Source organism: Xenorhabdus aichiensis, from assembly GCF_028598775.1.
GTDB classification, from domain to species: Bacteria; Pseudomonadota; Gammaproteobacteria; order Enterobacterales; family Enterobacteriaceae; genus Xenorhabdus; species Xenorhabdus bovienii.
This window is the reverse complement of sequence record NZ_JAQRFO010000041.1, coordinates 15973-39281: the sequence shown is the minus strand read 5'-3', so window position 1 is coordinate 39281 and position 23309 is coordinate 15973. Positions and strand designations below refer to the sequence as shown.

Here is a 23309-nt window from a genome sequence, read left to right as displayed (position 1 = left end):
TATTAATTAACGAGTTGCAATCGTGATTGATTTATTTGAATTAATTTATGAAATGATGGCATCATTTTCCGGTTGTTATTTTGCTGAAAACTGTATAGGAATAAGCGAGATAATGTGATGAACCTAAAAATGATGGATGAAAGAATCATATGACCTTCAATGTGACAGAAGCACTTTCTGATTTTACCCGGCGCTATGTTGAATTGTGGCAGGAAGAGACAGGATTGCCGCCAGCCAGTAGCGACCTTTATGGTGTACCTTCTTCGTGTATTGAGCGGACAGGGGATGGGGTAGTGTACTGGTTGCCTAAGCTATTTTCTGTTCACGAAAAACTCAGCAAAGTGGAAACCGCGTTGGACATTCGCTTGCAGGATTCGATTCATGACTATTATGTTACACAGCTTGCCGGTGACATGACTGCCAGTTTTGAGGGGCAGAATCTCAGCTTGATTCAGGTATGGAGTGACGATGATTTTATCCGTTTGCAGGAAAACCTAATTGGGCATCTCGTGACACAGAAACGGCTTAAGCTTTCCCCGACGGCATTTATTGCTACGATTGATTCGGAAATGGGCATGATATCTGTGTGTAATTTGACTGGGCAGGTCATTCTTGAACAGTTTGGTAAACCTGAGCGAACCATTTTATCTGCCGATTTGGCGAGTTTTCTGTCGGTTATCAAGCCAGCCACATCGCTGTAGGTGCAGACATCAGTTTGTTTTTTTGTGAGAGATGTCTCACATGGGGCGTGAGATATCTCTATTAATCATGAAATGAATATCATTTTCGAATATTATTTTTATTTTATATCAATAGCATGCAAATGGTGATCACGATCTCCACTTTGTAAAGTCACTGGCCGATCCAATTCAGGTGGCTTGTTTCAACTCTCTGAATAATAGATCCTTTCACTGTTCCGTAAGGAACCACAGTAAAAAAATAACTAGGGAATGATACCAACAGGAAGTGGGTTCAAGGATGATGAGGTATAGGCAGGAGCGCCAATACTATCAATATAATGATTTTATAAGGAATAACTGACAGGGACGTATTTTGTCAGGGAATGAGCAGGGAGCGACCAATTTAGCCGGATTGCTATGACAATCAGTAAGAGGGGAGATTTTATCTCCCCTCTTTTTGTTTCATTTTATCCTGTTTTATTTCATTTTATCCTGCCGCAAGTTTTCCGATGAAATCATATCAGTGATACTCTTACTGCCCCAATGACGTGGTGGCAGCTTCTGTCATCTGAGCAATAGCCAAGTATCAGACGAAATATCATGAATATCGAACAACAAATTCTACTTAAATTACAGCTAATTGAAGCTGACATGAAAGCGGCTGGCCTGTGGCGAAGCCATCCTCCCAAGCCGGAAGCTTTTGAAAGCATCGAACCCTTTTCGATAGATACGATGTCCGCAGAAGAGTGGCTTCAGTGGGTATTAATCCCAAGAATGCGAGCCCTGATAGAACAAAATGCCAATCTTCCGGCGACATTTGATATCACACCTTATTTCGAAGAAGCCTATAAGGAAGAAGCAGAACGTTATCTACCGCTGCTTGAACATCTTCGGGAATTGGACAGCCTGTTTACACAGGGTACCTGATATGCTGGATATCATTTATCAGGACGATCATATTGTTGCGGTCAATAAACCTGCGGGTTGGTTAGTGCATCGCAGCTGGCTTGCCCGCCATGAAACGGTCTTTGTCATGCAGACGCTGCGTGATCAAATTGGGCAACATGTTTTCCCCGTCCATCGACTGGATAGACCGACATCCGGCGTTTTGCTGATGGCGCTGTCAAGTGAGGTGGCAAGAACGCTTTCCCAACAATTTGAATGTCACCATATACAAAAAACATATCACGCCATTGTACGCGGTTATGTTGAAGGTGATGGTATTATTGACTACGCACTAATGGAAGAGCTGGATAAAATTGCTGATAAATTCGCTGATACTGACAGGGAAGCACAATCAGCAATCACTCACTATCGTTCATTGGCAAAAGTTGAATGTCCGATAGAAATAGGACGTTACCCAACATCACGGTTCAGCCTGCTGGAGCTGATGCCAAAAACCGGGCGTAAGCATCAATTACGACGGCATATGTCGCATCTCCGGCATCCCATCATTGGGGATACCACGCACGGCGATTTGCGACAAAACCGAGGAGTTGCTAAGTATTATCAGACTGGCAGGTTAATGCTGCACGCCAGTCAACTCCAATTGGCGCATCCGGTGACAGGAGAGGATCTTCTTCTGACTGCCCGGTGGGAAGCTCCGTGGCAGCATTTGCTGGAGCAATTTGGCTGGCAGGGTATTGTACCTGAGTTGGAATGTCCAACCACTCATGAATGAACGCAGTACAAACAGGTTAAAGAGATCAATATTTATGGCAAAGATTGGTGTTTTCGTTGGTACAGTTTATGGCAATGCGCTGGCAGTTGCGGAAGAAGCGTTACAGATCCTTCAGCAGCAGGGGCATGAAGTTGAGGTTTTTGAAGATGCGACCTTGACACAGTGGCAAAAGTACCAGCAACAGGTTGTTCTGGTGGTCACATCGTCAACCGGACAGGGTGAATTACCCGATAATATCCAGCCACTTTATTCAGATTTGAATGATAAGTTGGGCCATCAGCCCGACTTACGTTATGGCGTTATCGCTCTTGGTGACAGTAGCTATGACTTCTTTTGTGGTGGTGGCCGCACATTTGACAAACTGTTACAGGAACAGGGAGCAAAGCGTGTGGGCGAAGTCCTGCTGATTGATGGTATTGACGTGGTTGAACCAGAAGTCTTTGCCCAGAACTGGGTTGAGGAGTGGGGCGCTTTACTGACAGAATAGATGTCACACCGCTTATGCCGAGCAGGATAAGCGGTGTAATGACACGGCTGGCGTGATTACTTACGAGTCAGTTTTTCTAAATCCGCTTCGATTTCTGCAATCTTATTGGCAACAACATGCTCAAGATGGCGGAGATCGTCGAGGATCTTGTGTTTCAAATCCACTTCTACTTGATCACGTTTACAAATTTGATCCAGTTCTTCAATCACATAACGCAAATTAGTGTTAATCTCTTTGACTTCTTTGTAACCTTGCGCTGAATTGTCGTCAGAGATAGTTTTGAGTTGGCGTGGATATTTGAATTTAACACTTTTGGCAAAAAATTCGCCTTTATCTTTACGGAAATAAATCTTCAGAATATCGTTATTCGCTTCCTGACGGAGGCTATAGCGATCAATATCTTCAGGATGTGTGATCCCCAAACTTTTCAAGTTATCGTACATAGAGCGCCTCACCTAATTGAGTGCCAAAAAATAGAGATATCAAAAAAATAGCGGATTTATTATCCGCTATTTTAAAATTTAGTCTATGTTTCTGAGCAGCTCATTAAGGCCAACTTTACCACGTGTTTTGGCATCGACCTTTTTCACGATGACTGCGCAATACAGGCTGTAACTGCCATCTTTGGAAGGAAGGTTACCTGATACCACAACAGAACCCGCAGGAACCCGGCCGTAATGGATTTCACCTGTTTCACGGTCATAAATTTTGGTGCTTTGGCCAATGTAAACCCCCATTGAAATCACAGCACCTTCTTCTACGATAACGCCTTCTACAATTTCAGAGCGTGCGCCGATAAAGCAGTTGTCTTCAATGATAGTCGGATTGGCTTGTAATGGTTCCAGAACGCCACCGATGCCAACACCGCCAGACAAGTGAACGTTTTTGCCGATCTGTGCACAGGAACCCACTGTGGCCCAAGTATCCACCATCGTGCCTTCATCCACATAAGCACCGATGTTGACGTAAGATGGCATCAGTACACTGTTGCGGGCAATATATGCCCCTTGGCGAACTGCGGCAGGAGGAACGACGCGAAAACCTTCTTTTTCGAAACGTGCTTGATCATAACCCGCGAATTTCATCGGAACTTTGTCGAAATAGCGACTTTCAGCCCCTTCAATGACCTGATTGTCATTAATGCGGAAAGAGAGTAATACGGCCTTTTTTAGCCATTGATGCGTTACCCATTGCCCTGCGATTTTTTCAGCGACACGTAATTTGCCGCTGTCCAGCATCTGAATCACCTGATTGACGGCGTCACGGGTTGCTTCATCAACAGTGCTGGGGGTAATGTCAGTGCGGTTTTCAAACGCATTGTCGATAATGGCTTGTATTTCGATAATGGACTGTAATTGCTGCATCAGTATGGTGTTCCTAATTGTCAGTCAAATTGAGAATATTGTTATACTTTATCCTTGGTGTTGAGGGTTTCTGTCAACCTTTCTGATAATTCTCCCTTGATTTTGTTATCCAGCTCCTGATGGTCTTTATCTGCCAGCACAAAAAAGTCTTCAACGCGCTCACCAATGGTGGTAATCCGCGCGCCATGCAGGGAAACGCCCAGTTCGGCGAAAATATTGCCCACGCGTGCCAGCAGACCGGGTTGATCCAGTGCAACCAGCTCCATATAAGAGCGGCGGGCATTTTGTGCTGGTAAAAAACTCACTTTGGTCGGCACATCAAAATGGCGCAATTTAGCGGGCAAATTACGTGCTTTGGGCGCTTTCGGATGCGGATCGTTCACGACTTTCAATAATGCTCGGCGGATAGGCTCATGACGATCGAGCGCCAGCGGATGACCATTAGGTTCCAGTACAATAAAGGTATCCATCGCCATTTCATCGCGATTGGTAAAGATCTGAGCATCGTGGACACTGAGGTTACGTCTGTCCAACTCCCCAACGACGGCTGCGAAAAGCGAAGGTCTGTCCTGACACCAGATAAAAATTTCGGTTCCACCGTGGGAAAATGCGGTGCTGATTAACACCATGGGCTCCGCAGATTGATGCTGGATCAAATGGCCGGCATGCCAGGCCAGTTGATCCGGCGTATGGCGCAGGAAATAATCCGCATGGCAGCGGCTCCAGATATTGTGTAATTGCTCTTCGTCGGTTCCTTCCTGTCGCAGTAGAGCTAATGCCTGTAAACGATTATGGCGGACACGTTCACGCAAGTCAGGCGTATTTTGTATACCTTGGCGCAACTGGGTTTCAGTGGCGAAATAGAGTTCGCGTATCAGGCTCTGCTTCCAACTGTTCCACAATTTGGAGTTGGTGGCGCAGATATCTGCGACGGTAAGGCAGAGCAGGTAATTCAGCCGGTTTTGATTTTTGACTTGGCCGGCAAATTGCTGGATGACATCAGGATCTTGAATATCCCGCCGCTGTGCGGTGACTGACATCAGTAAATGGTCGCGAACCAGCCATTCCACTAATTCGGCCTCACGGGTAGTCAGACCATGCTGGCGTGCAAATGTAAACGCATCTTTGGCGCCCAGTTCAGAATGATCGCCATTACGCCCCTTGGCGATATCATGGAAAAAGGCCGCTAGCCGTAAGAGTTCCGGCTGAGGAATGCGGGGATACAGTTCGACACATAAAGGATGGATCACACGGTTGTTTTCATCGGCGAAACTTTCGAGTTTTTGCAGTACCCGAAGGGTGTGCTCATCAACGGTATAAGCGTGGAAAAGGTCAAATTGCATCTGGCCGACAATATTGCTCCAGAGCGGCATATAAGCACCCAGAACGCTATGGCGGTGCATCGGGAGCAGCGCGTTTTTAACGGCACGAGGATGGCGCAGGATATCCATGAAAAGTTTTCGTGCTTCGGGCAACTCACACAAAGGATGTTTGAGGTTTCTACGGGCGTAGCGAAGCTGGCGTAATGTCGTGGAATAGATCCCCTTAATTTCCCGATGTTCAGCCATGTGGTAAAACATTTTTAAAATTGAGGTTGGATCTTGGATAAACAGGGTTTCATCGCTTAAGTCGATAAGATCTCCCCGTAACTGAAACGCTTCGTTCAAGGGACGGGGTTTTTCATCGGGCTGTAATGTCAGGATCGCTTCATCAAAGAGTTGAAGTAGCATGTCATTCAATTCACTGACACGGCGGGTCACGCGGTAGAAATTTTTCATCATCCGTTCGACAGGTTGATTGCGTTCTCCTTCATAACCGAGCAATTGGGCAACATTGAACTGACGTTCAAACAGTAGCCGATTGTCATAGCGGGTGACGACCAAATGGAGGGCAAAACGGATGCGCCAGAGAAAATCCTGGCATTCATTTAATTCATTGCGCTCCTCGCGGGTCAGGAAGCCGAAATCCACCATTTCATCCAGCGAAGCTGCCCCAAAATGGCGGCGAGCAACCCAAAGCAGGGTATGAATATCCCGGAGCCCGCCGGGGCTGCTTTTGATATCCGGCTCTAGATTATAACTGGTGCTGTGATAACGCTGGTGGCGTTCCCACTGTTCGCGGAGTTTTGCCGCGAAGAACGTTGCGGAAGGCCAAAAATCATCGCTGAAAATGTGCTTTTGTAACCGCAGGAACAGAGGCATATCACCACAGATCAAACGTGATTCAATCAGATTTGTGGCAACGGTTAAATCCGATAACCCTTCATGCAGGCACTCTTCAAAGGTTCTGACACTATGACCCACTTCCAGACGGATATCCCAGAGCAGGGTTATGAATTGCCCGATATTGTGGGCTTGATCTTCAGTCAGTTGGCTCTCGCTGAGAACCAATAAATCAATATCGGAGAGGGGATGCAATTCGCGTCGGCCATAACCACCTACTGCAATCAGGGAAAGTGAAGTGAGCTGATCGAAACCGTGAGCCTGCCACAGTCGTGTCAGGAGACGATCAATATAATCACTGCGGGCTAAAATCAGTGCTTCTGGTGAGATCCCCGCTTTGAATGCCTGCTGAAGCCACAATTGAAATTCATCAACATGCTGTTTCAATGCCGGGCGCTGAAGATCATTGAGGGAAAATTCCGCAGGAGAAAGGGGAGGAATGGGCGCGTGTGCAAAGGTGATATCAACTGACATATGCAGAAACCTATGATGAGAAAAACGTGAGATGAACAGACGTTATTGGCAGATAATGAAGCCCTTGGGGACAGTTTATGTACAAGGGCTTCGTTTATCAACGCCGTCTTAATCTACGTGATTTCTGCCAAAGATTGCAAAATCGCGCCAGCAGGCAATTATTCGTTAATCAGCACCGCTGAGATATGGGGTTCTTCTTCTTTGCGCAATGTCATGATTTCACAGCCATTATCGGTGACGACGATGGTGTGCTCATACTGAGCAGACCAGCCGTGGTCTTTGGTTTTGACTGTCCAGCCATCTTTCATGGTGCGGATACGGAAATCGCCGGTATTGACCATCGGTTCAATCGTGAATGCCATCCCTTTCTGCAATACAACGCCACCATCATCGGCATCATAATGGAGTACATGGGGTTCTTCGTGGAAGACCCTGCCGATACCATGACCGCAGTATTCGCGGACGACAGAGTAATCCTGCCCTTCCACATACTGCTGGATCGCTTTGCCAAGGCTGCGCAGGCGGATGCCGGGTTTCACCATTTTCAGCGCAAGGTACAGGCTTTCCTGGGTAACGCGGCACAGACGCTCGCCCTGAATAGTCGGTTTGCCGACAATGAACATTTTGGAGGTATCGCCGTGAAATTCCTCTTTGATGACAGTGACATCAATGTTGACGATATCGCCTTCTTTCAGCGCCTTGTCATCGCTGGGAATACCGTGACAAATCACATCATTGACGGAGATGCATACGGATTTCGGGAAACCGTGGTAGCCAAGACAGGCAGAAATTGCCTGCTGTTTATGGGTAATGTGATCGTGGCAAATACGATCAAGCTCACCTGTGGTCACACCAACCTTAACGTAAGGTTCGATTATTTCCAGAACTTCGGCTGCCAGACGTCCGGCAACGCGCATTTTCTGGATGTCTTCATCTGTTTTGATAGAAATAGCCATGAAATCGGTCCATTCAAGTCGGAAATTTACCCGACTGTTTGATGTTAACTAAGGAAAAATACTGGTAGTTATGGTATCAGTCCACAGAATATCTGCCAATAACCGTTGACAGATCTGCCTACCAGAAAGCGGTAACAAATGTTGGAGTTTGGAGGCGATTTGTGGTATAAAGCGCGCCGGCATTCTGCATAATTGTTTCTGCCAGATTCGGTTTTTCAGCGATGCTAAATTAACTCATTTGTGTAAATAACACACACGGATCGACACATACACCGGGGTGCTCTCATGTGGTTCGCTCTTCTATGAATAGCTTCGCAGTCAAAGAGTCGGTGTTATGGGATCTGTGGAGGCATAACCCCAATTAACTTTATAGAGGTTTAAAATGGCAACTGTTTCCATGCGCGATATGCTGCAAGCGGGCGTTCACTTCGGTCACCAGACTCGTTACTGGAACCCAAAAATGAAACCTTTCATCTTTGGCGCTCGTAACAAAGTTCATATCATCAACCTGGAAAAAACTGTTCCAATGTTCAATAGTGCATTGGCAGAGCTGAACAAAATTGCTTCCCGTAAAGGCAAAATTCTGTTTGTTGGCACCAAGCGTGCGGCCTGCGAAGCAATCAAAGAAGAAGCACTGGGCTGTGACCAATACTTTGTTAACCACCGCTGGTTAGGTGGTATGCTGACTAACTGGAAAACTGTGCGTCAGTCAATCAAGCGTCTGAAAGATCTGGAAATTCAGTCTCAGGACGGTACTTTTGACAAGCTGACCAAGAAAGAAGCGCTGATGCGTACTCGTGAGCTTGGCAAACTGGAAAACAGCCTGGGCGGTATCAAAGACATGGGCGGCCTGCCTGATGCTCTGTTTGTTATCGATGCTGAACACGAACACATTGCTATCAAAGAAGCAAATAACCTGGGTATCCCAGTATTCGCTATCGTTGATACTAACTCTGATCCAGACGGCGTTGATTTCATCATCCCTGGTAACGACGACGCAATCCGTGCAGTAAAACTGTACTTGGGCGCTGTGGCTACTGCTGTTCGTGAAGGTCGTTCACAAGATCTGGCTGTTCAAGCTGAAGAAGGTCTTGTAGACGCTGAATAATAAGGCATGCTCATTCTTGAGCCCTTATTGACCAGGTATTGAAATATATTGGTTAGGGGGCCTGTCACGGCCCCCTTTACATATCTGATATAGAACTATCCACGCGGAATATTATCTTCCCGCGAGACACATCGAGGAATAAAACAAATGGCTGACATTACCGCTGCTCTGGTAAAAGAACTGCGTGAGCGTACTGGCGCAGGCATGATGGAATGTAAAAAAGCACTGGTTGAAGCAAATGGTGATATCGAGCTGGCTATCGATAACATGCGTAAATCAGGTCAGGCAAAAGCGGCTAAGAAAGCAGGCCGTGTTGCGGCTGAAGGTGTTATCCTGGTTGAAGTTGCAGCTGACGCTAAATATGCGGGTATTGTTGAACTGAACTGTGAAACTGACTTCGTTGCTAAAGATGCTGGCTTCCTGGCGTTCGGTAAAGAAGTGATTGCTGCCGTTATGGCTGACAAAAATGCTGACATCGATGCACTGAAAGCTCAGTTCGAAGAGCAGCGTGCTAACCTGGTAGCGAAAATCGGTGAAAACATCAACATCCGTCGCGTAACTATCCTGGAAGGTGACGCAGTAGGTTCTTACCTGCACGGTGCTCGCATCGGTGTTCTGGTTGCTGCTGAAGGCGCAAGCGAAGAACTGATCAAGCACGTTGCGATGCACGTTGCTGCAAGCAAGCCAGAATACGTGAACCCAACTGACGTTCCTGCTGATGTTGTTGCGCGTGAACACCAGATCCAGATGGATATCGCAATGCAATCAGGCAAACCGCGCGAAATCGCAGAGAAAATGGTTTCTGGCCGCATGAACAAATTCACTGGCGAAATCTCTCTGACGGGCCAAAATTTCGTGATGGATCCAAGCAAAACGGTTGGTGACCTGATGAAAGAAAATAATGCTAAAGTTATCAACTTCATCCGTTTTGAAGTCGGTGAGGGCATTGAGAAAGTTGAGACTGATTTCGCAGCAGAAGTTGCTGCAATGAGCAAGCAGTCTTAATGTTCTAAACGGAGCCGCCGATTGGCGGTTCTGTTTTATCTCATGATGAATTTTTACATCTGGGCTGCATAGCATGGATGTGTAATTGTAATAAATCCCCAATATCCTTATCTGCTTAGGACTGAACACCATGGCAACCAATGCAAAACCCGTATATCAGAGAATCCTGCTTAAACTCAGTGGAGAAGCCCTGCAAGGCGCAGAAGGTTTTGGTATCGATGCCAGCGTCTTAGACCGCATGGCTCAGGAAGTCAAAGAACTGGTTGAGCTGGGTATTCAGGTCGGTGTCGTTATTGGCGGAGGTAACCTGTTTCGTGGAGCCGGTCTGGCCGAAGCAGGAATGAACCGTGTAGTCGGCGATCACATGGGCATGTTGGCAACCGTAATGAACGGTCTGGCGATGCGCGATGCCTTACACCGCGCCTATGTGAACGCTCGTTTGATGTCTGCCATTCCACTGAATGGAGTGTGTGACAATTATAGCTGGGCTGAGGCTATCAGCTTACTGCGTCACGGTCGTGTTGTTATTTTCTCTGCAGGTACTGGCAACCCATTCTTTACGACAGATTCTGCAGCATGCTTGCGCGGCATTGAAATTGAAGCGGATGTTGTGTTAAAAGCAACCAAAGTTGATGGGGTCTATTCTAGTGACCCTGCTAAAGATACTGAAGCTGTTCTTTACAGTAAGCTCACTTATCAGGAAGTATTGGAGCGTGAGTTGAAAGTCATGGATCTCGCCGCCTTTACTCTGGCTCGTGACCATAGTATCCCAATTCGTGTCTTCAATATGAATAAGCCAGGCGCACTTCGTCGTGTTGTGATGGGGGAAAGTGAAGGTACGTTGATTTCTCACGGATAATGCTCAGAGACACCGATGAAATTTGACGGTATGATCAGCGTACTGATGCGCCAAACTTAATGATACAGGGCCATGATATCTTATTTTGATATTCGTGGGCTACAAAATAACCAGTTCCCAAGGGTTTGTAACGTGATTAATGAAATCAAGAAAGACGCACAAGACCGCATGGAAAAAAGCGTCGAAGCACTGAAAAGCCAAATCAGCAAAGTTCGTACTGGCCGTGCCTCTCCCAGCCTGCTGGATGGTATCAGCGTCGAGTATTACGGCTCTGCGACCCCATTACGTCAGATTGCCAGCGTCGTTGTTGAAGACGCACGTACTTTAGCGATAACGGTTTTTGATCGTTCCATGACGCCCGCTATCGAAAAAGCGATTATGGCTTCCGATCTGGGTCTGAACCCATCTTCTGCTGGAACCATTATCCGTGTTCCACTGCCAGCACTGACAGAAGAGCGCCGTAAGGATCTGATCAAAGTTGTGCGTGGTGATGCAGAACAGGGCCGTGTGTCCGTCCGTAATATCCGCCGTGATGCCAACGATAAAGTTAAGGCACTGCTGAAAGACAAAGAAATCAGCGAAGATGAAGAACGCCGTTCACAAGACGAAATTCAGAAACTGACCGATAATTTCATCAAGAAAATTGATGAGGCATTGGCAAATAAAGAAACCGAATTGATGGATTTCTAATTGCCATTTCACGAATATAACGCCGCAGTTTTTGCGGCGTTATTCTTTGTATCACATTTCTTCCTCAAGCGATGGACATACCGAGCGGGACGGCTCAAACTATTGCGATTTTATGTCAGTAGAATACTCAGAGTATTAAAATGAAACGCTTAACTATCCTTGGCTCAACGGGCTCGATTGGGAAAAGCACCCTCTCTGTTGTCAGAAATAACCTGGATAAATTCCAAGTTGTGGCACTCGTCGCTGGGAAAAATATTGAAATCATGGCACAGCAGTGTCTGGAGTTTCGCCCTCAATATGCGGCAATGGCGGATGCACATTCAGCAACGGTATTACGGCAGTTATTGCAAGAGCAGGGAAGCCAGACAGAAGTGTTGTCCGGTAGGGAAGCCATTTGTGATTTAGCTGCGTTGGACGATGTTGATCAAGTCATGTCCGCGATTGTCGGTGTTGCTGGGTTATTGCCGACGCTGGCGGCTATCCGCAAGGGTAAGCAAGTCTTGTTGGCCAACAAAGAATCACTCATTACCAGTGGGCGTTTGTTCATGGAAGCGGTGAATCAATATCAAGCGCAACTGTTGCCCATCGATAGTGAACATAATGCCATCTTCCAGAGCTTGCCTGAATCTGTTCAGCACAATCTTGGAAATGCGAATTTAAAACAACATGGTATCTCCAGTATTATCCTGACGGGATCAGGTGGGCCGTTCCGCAGAACCCCCCTGGAGACATTGCTTGATGTCACGCCTGATGAAGCCTGTGCTCACCCCGTCTGGTCTATGGGACGTAAAATTTCTGTTGATTCCGCAACCATGATGAACAAAGGGCTGGAATATATCGAAGCCCGTTACCTGTTCAATGCTTCTGCTGATGAAATTGAAGTGCTGCTCCATCCTCAATCCGTGATCCATTCGATGGTTCGTTATCAGGATGGCAGCATCATTGCTCAGTTAGGAACGCAGGATATGTGTACCCCAATAGCCTATGCAATGGCTTATCCTAATCGCATTACTTCTGGCGCAAAACCGCTGGATTTTGCTGAACTGAGCACACTCACTTTTGAAGCGTTGGATTATCGGCGTTACCCTTGTCTGAAACTGGCTATCGATGCCTGCCATGAAGGTCAGGCGGCAACAACCGCGTTGAATGCCGCCAATGAAGAAACGGTCAGTGCTTTCTTGAAAGATGGGATCCGCTTCACCGATATCGCGATGATTAATCGGCTGGTCGTCGAAAAATTAAATTTGTCTGAACCTCAAAGCATCGAAGAGGTCTTAGAAATCGATAAAGTCGCTAGAGAATTAGCAAAAGAAACGATTAAGACCTTTTCCAAATAGCGAATTTTGCTAATAAGTATATATTTGTTTGCGTTTTGGCAAATGGTATAGTTCGCGGGTAAATAATAGTTGTTATAATAGCCAGTTCAATATTTGTCACACGTTTTCCGAGTGTGTGCCAAAGATAGAGGCTTTCATTCGGGCCATGCCCCAGAAATAGCCGTGGTAATTGTTGACACGGCTTTTTCATGTTTGGAAGTATTTGAACCCATAGAAGAACCAGCTTAGTTATTTAAGGATCATTTTGAGTGATATCTTCCAGTGACTGTAACTCATTGCTAACGTTACCCAGACATGTTGCCATTATTATGGATGGCAATGGCCGCTGGGCAAAACAACGTGGGAAGTTAAGGGTTTTTGGCCATCGCGCCGGCGTTAAAGCTGTGCGGGTTGCCGTGAGTTTTTCGGTTAAACACAATATTGAATCACTGACGTTATATGCTTTCAGCAGTGAGAACTGGAATCGTCCACAGCAGGAAGTCAGTTCATTAATGGAGTTGTTTGTTTTTGCTCTTGATAATGAAGTGAAGAGCTTGCATAAGCACAATGTGAAATTGTCTGTTATTGGTGATATCAGTCGGTTTAGCTCACGGTTGCAGGAACGTATTCGCCGTTCAGTTGAATTGACGGCGGGCAATACCGGATTGCAGCTTAATATTGCCGCCAATTATGGCGGGCGTTGGGATTTGGTTCAGGGCGTTAAGCAAATCGCTGAAAGAATCAGGGCGAATGAGCTGGAGCCCGAGGAAATTACTGAAGCCACAGTGGGCAGCTTCATCAATTTGAGTGAGCAACCTGAAGTTGATCTGGTGATCAGGACGGGCGGTGAACACCGTATCAGTAATTTTCTGTTATGGCAGATAGCTTATGCAGAATTGTATTTTACCGATATACTTTGGCCTGATTTCGATGAAACTGTTTTTGAAGGTGCCATTAATGCCTTTGCTAAACGAGAGCGCCGGTTCGGCGGAACAATACCAGACGATGCCGAAGTGGGATCATAGGAGGAAAACTTGCTGAAGTACCGTCTTTTAACTACGTTGATATTAATTCCAATTGTTATTGCAGCACTGTTTTTACTTCCTCCATCCGGGTTTGGATTGGTTGTTATTACAGTATCAGTACTTGCCGCATGGGAATGGGGGCAATTTGCTGGCCTCTTCACACAAGCTAAACGTATTACGTTGGCCGTATTATTTGCCGTAGGGCTACTGGCCCTACAGTATTCTTTGTCAGATTTTTCCCATCTTATTGAAAAACCACAAATTGTATATCTATTGTGGGCTGGCATGATTTGGTGGGCTGCGGCTATTCTGTTGGTCATCACTTATCCTGCTTCTGCCTCAATCTGGAAGTCATCAACTGCACTGCGCCTGTTGTTTGGCGTTCTGACTATCGTGCCATTTTATTGCGGAATGATGGTGCTTCGAACTCAGGGATATGAAAACAACACCTATCATGGTGCATGGTGGCTATTGTATGCGATGCTGCTGGTATGGGGAGCTGATTCCGGTGCCTATATTTTTGGCCGGACACTGGGTAAGCACAAAATGGCACCGAGAGTGTCTCCGGGCAAAACACTTGAAGGTTTGGTCGGAGGAGTATTGACTGCTGCGCTTATTTCGTGGTTGTTCGGTAAATTTGCGCCAGTACCGGTAATGCCTGAAAACTTATTATTGATTTCGGCTGTGGTTGTGATTGTCTCTGTCTTCGGTGACTTGACCGAGAGTATGTTCAAAAGAGAATCAGGCATTAAAGACAGCAGCCTGCTGATCCCCGGGCATGGTGGGGTCATGGACAGGGTAGATAGCCTGACAGCAGCAGTTCCTGTGTTCGCGGGATTGGTACTGTTAATTTCTTCTGGATTTGGTCTCTGAGGGTACGTAATGGATATTCTCTGGAATCTGGCTGCATTTATTGTTGCATTGGGTATTCTTATCACAGTGCATGAGTTTGGTCATTTTTGGGTTGCCAGACGGTGTGGCATCTACGTTGAACGCTTTTCCATCGGGTTTGGTAAAGCGCTCTGGCGTCGCACAGATAAGCAGGGAACCGAATACGTTATCGCTCTTATCCCTCTGGGGGGATATGTCAAAATGCTTGATGAGCGGGTTGAGTCTGTCTCTCCCGAACGTCGCCATATGGCATTCAACAATAAAACCATCGGCCAGCGCGCGGCAGTCGTCAGTGCTGGGCCAATCGCTAACTTTGTTCTGGCAGTCATTGCTTATTGGCTGGTTTTTGTGATTGGCGTGCCTTCTGTGCGCCCGGTGGTTTTGGATGTTAAGCCAGATTCTATTGCCGCACAGGCAAATATTTTGCCCGGAATGGAACTAAAAACGGTTGATGGTATCGAAACCTTTGATTGGAATTCGGTACGTCTGGCCTTAGTGAGTAAAGTGGGTGAATCTTTTGTGTCAATGGATGTGATGCCTATGGATGCGTCTGCCAGCCTGCAAAAAACATTAGATTTACGTGACTGGGCATTCGATCCATCCAAGCAGGATGTCTTGCTGTCTCTGGGCATTATGCCTGTCGTACCACGAATCAGCTCTCAGGTAGAGAACGTTTACCCGGGCTCTCCCGCTGAAAAAGCAGGTTTACAACGTGGAGACAGGATCGTTAAAGTCAATGGACAGAATGTGGATGTCTGGCACACTTTTGTATCTTTTATCAGGAAGAATCCGAATGTTCCTCTAAAATTGGACGTTGCGAGGGCGAATAGCATAATCCCCCTGTCTTTGACACCAGAGGCTAGGAAGTTGTCCAATGGGCGTGAAGAAGGCTTCGCTGGCGCCGAACTTCAAGTTATTCCACTGGCGGATGAATATAAGGTAATTCAACAATATGGGGCTTTTTCTGCCATTTATGAGGCAGGAGACAAAACTTGGCAATTGATGAAGCTGACTGTCAATATGATCGGTAAATTAATTGTAGGGGATGTGAAACTCAATAACCTGAGTGGCCCGATTTCCATTGCCAAAGGTGCTGGAGTATCGGCTGATTCTGGCTTGGTGTATTATTTGATGTTTTTGGCGCTGATTAGCGTCAACCTTGGGATCATTAATTTGTTCCCATTACCCGTACTAGATGGTGGACACTTGCTTTTCCTTGCTATTGAGAAGATCAAGGGAGGGCCAGTCTCCGAGCGTGTACAAGACTTCAGTTATCGCATTGGTACTATATTACTGGTGTTATTAATGGGGCTTGCACTTTTCAATGATTTCTCCCGCTTCTAAGGTGGGAGACCGGTTAGGAAAACGCATAACAACGATGGCGATGAAAAAGTTGCTCATAGCGTCGCTGCTGTTCGGCAGCGCCACTGCATACAGTTCAGACGGATTCGTGGTTCGGGACATTCAGTTTGAGGGTCTTCAACGTGTCACTTCTGGTGCAGCATTACTGAATATGCCAGTTCGCGTAGGTGATACAGTCAGCGATGAGGATATCAGTCGCACGATTCATGCACTGTTCACGACTGGAAACTTTGAAGATGTTCGTGTCTTGCGTGATGGCAATACACTTGTCGTCCAGGTCAAAGAACGGCCAACCATCGCCAGCATTACTTTCTCCGGTAACAAATCGGTGAAAGATGACATGCTCAAGAAAAACCTTGAGGCCTCTCGTGTTAGTGTTGGTGAAGCCCTTGACCGCACCATGCTGTCTAATATGGAAAAAGGGCTGGAAGATTTTTACTACAGTGTTGGTAAATACAATGCTACGGTAAAAGCTGTTGTCACGCCGCTGCCCCGTAACCGTATTGATCTGAAACTCATATTTTCAGAAGGGATCTCAGCTCAGATCCAGCAGATTAATATTGTCGGCAATAAAGCATTTTCTACAAATGAGTTGCTCAACCGTTTCCAGCTCAGGGATGATATTCCTTGGTGGAACTTTATGGCTGACCAGAAATACCAGAAACAGAAATTGGCGGGTGATCTTGAAACCCTGCGCAGTTTCTACCTTGATCGAGGTTATGCCCGTTTCAGTATTGATTCGACTCAAGTCAACCTGACGCCAGATAAAAAAGGTATTTATATCACCGTGAATATCAATGAAGGCGCTCAGTACAAGATCGCCAGTGTTGATTTGAACGGTAACTTGGCAGGTTATCAGTCTGAAGCCACAAAACTGACCAACATTCAGCCTGGGTCGCTGTATAACGGTGCAGAAGTGACCTCGATGGAAAAAGCAATTAAAAACCTGCTTGGCCGCTACGGTTATGCCTACCCGCAAGTTATTACGAAGCCTGAAATCAACGATACAGACAAAACGGTTAAGTTACAGGTTAATGTGGATGCAGGTAACCGTTTCTATGTACGTAAAATCCGCTTCGAAGGTAATGATATCAGCACAGACTCTGTGCTTCGCCGCGAAATGCGTCAAATGGAAGGGGCATGGCTGGGTAGCGATCGCGTTGAACAGGGCAAAGAGCGTCTGGACAGACTGGGCTTTTTTGAAACGGTTAATGTGGATACAGAACGCGTATCCGGCAGCCCGGATTTGGTTGATGTAGTTTATAAGGTCAAAGAACGCAATACGGGTTCCATGAACTTTGGTGTTGGTTTCGGTACTGAAAGTGGCATGAGCTTCCAGATCGGCCTTCAGCAGGAAAACTGGCTGGGAACGGGTAACTCTGTGGGCATCAGTGCCAGCAAAAATGACTATTCGACCTCTGCGGATTTGTCCTTTACCGATCCTTACTTCACCGTGGATGGCGTAAGTCTGGGCGGTCGTGTGTACTATAACGACTTCCGTGCAGATGATGCTGAACTTTCTGGTTATACCAATAAAGCCTACGGTACTGAAGGTATTTTGGGCTTCCCGCTGAATGAAAATAACAGGTTGGCTATGAGATTGGGCTATGCCCATAACTCACTGTCTGACATGCGTCCACAGGCAGCGATGTGGCGTTATTTGAAAAAAATGGGCAAAGAGCCGCCTCTTGTAGGCAAGGCATCGTTCGACTCCAATGATTTCCCACTGACATTCAGTTGGATATATGGCAACTTTGACCGTGGTTTCTTCCCAACTTCTGGTTTCAAGTCTTCAGTGGATGCCAAAGTGGCTCTGCCAGGCTCAGACAACCAGTACTATAAACTCACTTGGAGCGCTACAGGTTATTATCCGCTTGATGATAAGAATTCATGGATAATGATGGGGCGCACCCGCATGGGCTATGGTGGCGGTTTAGGTGGCAAGGAAATGCCATTCTACGAAAACTTCTATGCTGGTGGTTCTAATAGTGTCCGTGGTTTCCGTTCGAATAATATCGGTCCAAAAGCGATTTATTGGGATAAGGACGGTAAACCAGAAAAAAATAGCCCATCCCGTGATGCTGTGGGGGGGAATGCGTTAGCGACTGCCAGCTTCGAGCTGATTACGCCAACTCCGTTCCTGGATGCGAAATATGCCAATACTGTACGGACTTCCTTCTTTGTCGATGCGGGAACCGTGTGGGATACCAACTGGAACAATATTTCCTCTGGCCTGCCTGACTACAGCAAGCCAAATAATATCCGTGTTTCGGCCGGTATTGCATTGCAATGGTTGTCACCGTTGGGGCCATTGACCTTCTCTTATGGGAAGCCAATCAAGGAATACGAAGGTGATAGATCGGAGCAGTTCCAATTTAACATCGGCGGCACTTGGTAGTAATTAATCGTTTTTGGCGGAAAATCGCCTTATTATTAGATAAGGTGATTGTTAATTTTCCAACATGTAAAAAATAGCGTGGGTCAAAGGAGTTTATAGTGAAAAAAGTATTGTGTGCGGCAAGCCTTGGTATCGCATTAGCTTTCTCTGCGGGTGTTCAGGCAGCGGACAAAATCGGAGTCGTGAACGTTGGTGAAATCATCCAAAAGTTACCGGCTCGTGAAGCTGCTGTAAAACAGTTGGATAGTGAATTTAAAGGCCGTATATCCGAGTTGCAGAGTATGGAAGCTGATATGCAGTCCAAGGTGCAGAAACTGCAGCGTGATGGTTCAACCATGAAAGCCAGCGAACGCACAAAATTAGAGAAAGAAGTGATGGCACAGCGTAACGACTATGCCCAGAAGGCGCAGTCTCTTGATAACGATAGCCGTCGCCGCCAGATGGAAGAGCAGAACAAACTCCTGACCCGCATTCACGATGCCGTTAAAGTGGTTGCAGGTAAAGAAGGTTACGACGTTGTTCTTGATGCTAATACCGTATTGTATTCCGTATCGGGTAAAGACATTACCGCAGATGTACTGAAGCAGGTTAAATAAGTAGATGGTTTCAATTCGATTAGCTGATCTCGCTCAGCAGTTGAATGCGCAATTACATGGTGATGGCGATATCGTCATCACCAGCATTGCGCCAATGTATTCAGCAAATAGCGAACAAATTACATTTTTATCTGACAGCCGTTACACTGACAAACTTGCAGAATGTCAGGCTGCGGCTGTTGTGCTGCGTGAATCTGATCTTACTCATTGTAAGGTCGCTGCACTGGTTGTTGATAATCCCTATCTTGCCTATGCACGTATGGCACAAATCATGGACACGACGCCACAACCTGCACAGGATATTCATCCATCAGCCGTGATATTTTCTGAAGTGCAATTGGGGAAAAATGTGGCGGTTGGTGCAAATGCCGTTGTCGAATCTGGCGTTGTTCTGGGTGATAATGTCATTGTTGGTGCGGGTTGCTTTATTGGCAAAAATACGCGTATTGGTGCAGGAACCCGCCTTTGGGCTAATGTATCGGTATACCATAACGTTGAAATTGGCGAACAGTGCCTTATTCAGTCAGGCACCGTGATTGGGTCGGATGGTTTTGGCTATGCCAATGACCGTGGCAATTGGATTAAAATTCCACAGTTAGGCTCAGTGATCATCGGTGACCGCGTTGAAATCGGTGCTTCTACGACTATTGATCGCGGAGCGCTGGATAACACAGTTATCGGTAATGGTGTTATCATTGATAACCAGTGCCAAATTGCTCACAACGTCATAATTGGTGACAACACAGCAGTGGCTGGTGGTGTCACTATGGCGGGTAGCCTGAAAATTGGTCGTTATTGTATGATTGGTGGAGCCAGCGTCATTAATGGGCATATAGAAATCTGTGATAAAGTGACCGTGACCGGTATGGGCATGGTGATGCGTCCAATTACAGAGCCTGGTGTATACTCGTCTGGTATCCCATTACAACCGAACAAAGTTTGGCGTAAAACTGCTGCTTTAGTCATGAATATCAATGAAATGAATAAACGGCTTAAATCTGTAGAACGCCAGCTTGAAGGTGAAAACGAGTAATCATACAAACGTTTTTGGTTGTGTTTTTATTTTTGCGGCCTGCCTGATAACTCTGCATTTGGAGTTAACGCAGGCCGTGTCGTTAATACTATGATTCTTATATAGACAGGAAGAGTATTTAGATGAGTGATAATCGTACTCTGCAAATTGAAGAGATTTTGGATTTGCTACCTCACCGCTACCCGTTTCTGCTGGTAGACCGTGTTTTGGATTTTGAGGAAGGTAAATTCCTACGCGCAGTCAAAAATGTATCATTTAATGAGCCATTCTTTCAGGGGCATTTTCCGGGTAAGCCAATTTTCCCAGGCGTCCTGATCCTTGAAGCAATGGCTCAGGCAACCGGAATTCTGGCATTCAAAAGCGTTGGCTCACTGGCACCGGGTGAGTTGTATTACTTTGCCGCTATCGATGGCGCTCGTTTCAAGCGTCCGGTTCTGCCAGGTGATCAAATGATTCTGGAAGTTGAATTTATTAAAGAACGTCGCGGTGTTGCGCGTTTTAGGGGCGTAGCAAAAGTCGATGGAGAAGTGGCTTGCGAAGCTGAAATGATGTGTGCTCGCCGTCGTGAGGCTTAATATATGATTGATCAAACTGCTGTTATTCATCCCTCTTCCATTGTTGAAGAGGGTGCAGTTATTGGTGCCAATGTCCGTATTGGCCCATTTTGCTATATCGGTTCTCAGGTTGAGATCGGTGAAGGGACTGAAGTTAAATCCCATGTTGTGATCAACGGGATCACCAAGATTGGCCGTGATAACCAGATTTATCAATTTGCCTCTATTGGTGAAGTAAATCAGGATCTCAAATATCAGGGTGAACCGACTCGCGTTGAGATCGGTGATCGTAACCGTATTCGTGAAAGCGTATCGATTCATCGTGGCACCGTTCAGGGTGGCGGTTTGACTAAAGTTGGCAGTGACAATTTACTGATGATTAACACCCACATTGCCCATGATTGCATGATTGGTGATCGCTGTATCATTGCGAATAACGGTACACTGGGTGGGCATGTCATTCTGGGCGATTACGTCATTATTGGTGGAATGACGGCTGTTCATCAATTCTGTCAGATTGGCGCTCATGTTATGGTCGGTGGTTGTTCTGGCGTTGCGCAGGATGTCCCGCCTTACGTCATTGCACAGGGAAACCATGCCACACCTTTCGGATTGAATATTGAAGGTTTGAAGCGCCGTGGCTTTGATAAAGAATCACTGCATGCAATCCGTAATGCCTATAAAGTGCTTTACCGTAGCGGAAAGACGCTGGAAGAAGCCAGAATAGAAATTGAGCTTCAGGCGGAAAATAACCCACATGTGAAAGCATTCAGTGATTTTCTGGAAAATTCAGCAAAATCCAACCGTGGCATCATTCGTTAAGTAGATGAAGGATACTCCTTTGGCTACCTTTTCTTCTGTTAGTAATCAGCGTCCGCTGACAATTGCTTTGGTTGCCGGAGAAACGTCCGGTGACATTCTTGGTGCCGGGCTGATTCGCGCATTGAAAGCTAAAATTCCTGATGCCCACTTTGTGGGTGTTGCTGGCCCTCTTATGCAGGCGGAAGGTTGCGAAGCCTGGTATGAGATGGAAGAGCTGGCGGTCATGGGGATCGTTGAAGTATTGGGACGTTTGCCCCGTTTGTTGAAAATTCGCAAAGATTTAACGGCACGGTTTACCGCGTTGAAGCCGGATGTCTTTATTGGCATCGATGCCCCTGATTTTAACATCACGTTGGAAGGGCGGCTGAAACAGCGAGGGATTAGGACGATTCATTACGTCAGTCCATCAGTATGGGCATGGCGTCAGAAGCGGGTTTTCAAAATCGGCCGGGCAACGGATCTGGTACTGGCATTTTTGCCATTTGAAAAAGCGTTCTATGATCGATTTAGCGTTCCATGCAGGTTTATTGGCCACACGATGGCTGATTCGATGCCACTGCAAACGGATAAAGTGGCAGCCCGGGAGGCTTTGGGTGTTCCCTTAAATGCCCATTGCCTAGCGATACTGCCCGGTAGCCGCCATGCAGAAGTTGAGATGTTGAGTGCCGATTTTCTTAGAACCGTGCAGTTGCTGAGGAAAATTCTTCCTGATCTGCATGTATTGGTTCCATTGGTGAATGCCAAGCGGCATCAGCAGTTTCAGCGTATTAAAGATGAAATTGCGCCGGATTTATCTGTCCATTTGTTGGATGGTAACGCCGGTAAAGCCATGATCGCCAGTGATGCGGCTTTACTGGCCTCAGGTACGGCAGCGCTGGAGTGTATGCTGGCCAAATGCCCGATGGTGGTGGGCTACAGAATGAAACCTTTTACATTCTGGCTGGCAAAGCGGCTGGTGAAAACGCCGTATGTTTCTCTGCCTAACCTGCTGGCAGGCAAAGAATTAGTTAAAGAACTATTACAGGACGAATGTGAGCCACAAGCATTGTCTGAGGCACTGTTGCCTCTCTTGCAAGGTGGTGCTGATGTGGAAGCGTTGAAACAAACGTTTCTGCATTTGCATGAAAGCATTCGCTGTGATGCCGATGAACAAGCTGCACAAGCGGTTCTGGAATTAGCGAGAAGATAATGGATTTTGTTTATCCTCAGGCGAATTTGATTGCCGGTGTTGATGAAGTTGGGCGTGGCCCACTGGTCGGGGCAGTGGTTACTGCGGCAGTCATTCTTGATCCTGCCAGACCTATTACAGGCTTGATGGATTCGAAAAAACTCACAGAAAAGCGGCGTGAAGCACTTTATCTGGAAATTAAAGAAAAGGCGCTGTGCTGGAGCCTTGGCCGTGCCGAACCAGAAGAAATTGATCAACTCAATATTCTCCACGCTACCATGCTCGCCATGCAGCGAGCGGTGGAAGGTTTAGCTATCACACCGGATTATGTCCTGATTGATGGGAACCGTTGTCCTGCATTGCCGATGTCGGCACAGGCGGTGGTTAAGGGGGATAATCTGGTGGCAGAAATAAGTGCTGCTTCCATTTTAGCAAAAGTGACACGCGACAGAGAAATGGCCGAGTTGGGTAAGCAATTTCCTGATTATGGTTTCGCGAAACACAAAGGTTATCCGACCGCTCTGCATCTGGAAAAACTGGCTTTGCTGGGCGCCACGGAACATCATCGTAAAAGCTTTGCGCCGGTCAAACGAGCGCTGGGTCTTGGATAAGTAATCT

General features: G+C 46.6%; 23 protein-coding genes. 19 read left to right on the top strand and 4 right to left on the bottom strand.

Annotated elements, in window-relative coordinates:
* Positions 1–149 precede the first annotated feature (149 nt).
* From syd to PSI22_RS16170, 4 genes are all read left to right on the top strand, one after another.
* The gene (gene syd / locus PSI22_RS16185; protein ID WP_273580643.1) at positions 150–701 is read left to right on the top strand and encodes a SecY-interacting protein; all 552 of its coding nucleotides are present in this window, start codon (positions 150–152) and stop codon (positions 699–701) included.
* A gap of 579 nt (positions 702–1280) precedes the next feature.
* Positions 1281–1607: a YqcC family protein gene (locus PSI22_RS16180; RefSeq protein ID WP_273580642.1), complete on the top strand. Its 327-nt coding sequence runs from the start codon at positions 1281–1283 to the stop codon at positions 1605–1607.
* 1 nt (position 1608) lies between these two features.
* Complete coding sequence (gene truC, locus PSI22_RS16175; RefSeq protein WP_273580641.1) at positions 1609–2361, top strand: tRNA pseudouridine(65) synthase TruC; 753 nt, start codon at positions 1609–1611, stop codon at positions 2359–2361.
* A 34-nt stretch (positions 2362–2395) separates the two neighbouring features.
* Positions 2396–2848, top strand: coding sequence for a flavodoxin (locus PSI22_RS16170; protein ID WP_273580640.1), 453 nt, complete (start codon positions 2396–2398; stop codon positions 2846–2848).
* A 56-nt stretch (positions 2849–2904) separates the two neighbouring features.
* On the opposite strand, the gene PSI22_RS16165 is transcribed toward PSI22_RS16170, so the two are convergent.
* From PSI22_RS16165 to map, 4 genes are all read right to left on the bottom strand, one after another.
* Positions 2905–3291 (bottom strand): DUF3461 family protein, encoded by a 387-nt coding sequence (locus PSI22_RS16165; RefSeq protein ID WP_038195309.1) that lies wholly within the window; start codon positions 3289–3291, stop codon positions 2905–2907.
* A 78-nt stretch (positions 3292–3369) separates the two neighbouring features.
* Positions 3370–4212: a 2,3,4,5-tetrahydropyridine-2,6-dicarboxylate N-succinyltransferase gene (gene dapD / locus PSI22_RS16160; RefSeq protein WP_273580639.1), complete on the bottom strand. Its 843-nt coding sequence runs from the start codon at positions 4210–4212 to the stop codon at positions 3370–3372.
* A gap of 41 nt (positions 4213–4253) precedes the next feature.
* Positions 4254–6908, bottom strand: coding sequence for a bifunctional uridylyltransferase/uridylyl-removing protein GlnD (gene glnD, locus PSI22_RS16155; protein WP_273580638.1), 2655 nt, complete (start codon positions 6906–6908; stop codon positions 4254–4256).
* A 158-nt stretch (positions 6909–7066) separates the two neighbouring features.
* Positions 7067–7864 carry a type I methionyl aminopeptidase gene (gene map, locus PSI22_RS16150; RefSeq protein ID WP_273580637.1) on the bottom strand — a complete coding sequence of 266 codons (798 nt, stop codon included), beginning with the start codon at positions 7862–7864 and terminating at the stop codon, positions 7067–7069.
* Positions 7865–8246: 382 nt separating this feature from the next.
* Here map and rpsB point away from each other — a divergent pair, with 382 nt between their 5' ends.
* The 15 genes from rpsB to rnhB all read left to right on the top strand — a co-directional run bounded on the left by rpsB (position 8247) and on the right by rnhB (position 23302).
* Complete coding sequence (gene rpsB / locus PSI22_RS16145) at positions 8247–8972, top strand: 30S ribosomal protein S2 (protein WP_038250728.1); 726 nt, start codon at positions 8247–8249, stop codon at positions 8970–8972.
* Positions 8973–9119: 147 nt separating this feature from the next.
* Positions 9120–9977, top strand: coding sequence for a translation elongation factor Ts (gene tsf, locus PSI22_RS16140; protein WP_273580636.1), 858 nt, complete (start codon positions 9120–9122; stop codon positions 9975–9977).
* A gap of 130 nt (positions 9978–10107) precedes the next feature.
* Entirely contained in the window at positions 10108–10836 is a 729-nt protein-coding gene (gene pyrH, locus PSI22_RS16135) for a UMP kinase (protein WP_012987189.1), read from the top strand.
* Positions 10837–10968: 132 nt separating this feature from the next.
* A complete protein-coding gene (gene frr / locus PSI22_RS16130) occupies positions 10969–11526 on the top strand; it encodes a ribosome recycling factor (protein ID WP_273580646.1) in 558 nt (185 codons plus the stop codon).
* 140 nt (positions 11527–11666) lie between these two features.
* Complete coding sequence (ispC, locus tag PSI22_RS16125; RefSeq protein ID WP_273580635.1) at positions 11667–12863, top strand: 1-deoxy-D-xylulose-5-phosphate reductoisomerase; 1197 nt, start codon at positions 11667–11669, stop codon at positions 12861–12863.
* A 308-nt stretch (positions 12864–13171) separates the two neighbouring features.
* Positions 13172–13867 (top strand): (2E,6E)-farnesyl-diphosphate-specific ditrans,polycis-undecaprenyl-diphosphate synthase, encoded by a 696-nt coding sequence (gene ispU / locus PSI22_RS16120; protein ID WP_370689038.1) that lies wholly within the window; start codon positions 13172–13174, stop codon positions 13865–13867.
* A 9-nt stretch (positions 13868–13876) separates the two neighbouring features.
* The gene (gene cdsA, locus PSI22_RS16115; RefSeq protein WP_273580633.1) at positions 13877–14740 is read left to right on the top strand and encodes a phosphatidate cytidylyltransferase; all 864 of its coding nucleotides are present in this window, start codon (positions 13877–13879) and stop codon (positions 14738–14740) included.
* Between the two features lie 9 nt (positions 14741–14749).
* Positions 14750–16102 (top strand): sigma E protease regulator RseP, encoded by a 1353-nt coding sequence (gene rseP, locus PSI22_RS16110; protein WP_273580632.1) that lies wholly within the window; start codon positions 14750–14752, stop codon positions 16100–16102.
* A 34-nt stretch (positions 16103–16136) separates the two neighbouring features.
* Positions 16137–18518, top strand: a complete 2382-nt coding sequence (bamA, locus tag PSI22_RS16105; protein ID WP_273580645.1) for an outer membrane protein assembly factor BamA — start codon at positions 16137–16139, stop codon at positions 18516–18518.
* 98 nt (positions 18519–18616) lie between these two features.
* Positions 18617–19114, top strand: a complete 498-nt coding sequence (skp, locus tag PSI22_RS16100; protein ID WP_273580631.1) for a molecular chaperone Skp — start codon at positions 18617–18619, stop codon at positions 19112–19114.
* Positions 19115–19118: 4 nt separating this feature from the next.
* Positions 19119–20147 carry a UDP-3-O-(3-hydroxymyristoyl)glucosamine N-acyltransferase gene (gene lpxD, locus PSI22_RS16095; protein ID WP_038257305.1) on the top strand — a complete coding sequence of 343 codons (1029 nt, stop codon included), beginning with the start codon at positions 19119–19121 and terminating at the stop codon, positions 20145–20147.
* 122 nt (positions 20148–20269) lie between these two features.
* Positions 20270–20722: a 3-hydroxyacyl-ACP dehydratase FabZ gene (fabZ, locus tag PSI22_RS16090; protein ID WP_038185194.1), complete on the top strand. Its 453-nt coding sequence runs from the start codon at positions 20270–20272 to the stop codon at positions 20720–20722.
* Positions 20723–20725: 3 nt separating this feature from the next.
* On the top strand, positions 20726–21523 hold the full coding sequence (gene lpxA, locus PSI22_RS16085; RefSeq protein ID WP_238098492.1) for an acyl-ACP--UDP-N-acetylglucosamine O-acyltransferase: 798 nt from the start codon (positions 20726–20728) through the stop codon (positions 21521–21523).
* A 4-nt stretch (positions 21524–21527) separates the two neighbouring features.
* Positions 21528–22712, top strand: a complete 1185-nt coding sequence (lpxB, locus tag PSI22_RS16080; protein WP_273580630.1) for a lipid-A-disaccharide synthase — start codon at positions 21528–21530, stop codon at positions 22710–22712.
* Positions 22712–23302 (top strand): ribonuclease HII, encoded by a 591-nt coding sequence (rnhB, locus tag PSI22_RS16075; RefSeq protein ID WP_273580629.1) that lies wholly within the window; start codon positions 22712–22714, stop codon positions 23300–23302. The genes lpxB and rnhB overlap by 1 nt, the downstream gene beginning before the upstream one ends.
* The last annotated feature ends 7 nt before the right edge of the window (positions 23303–23309 follow it).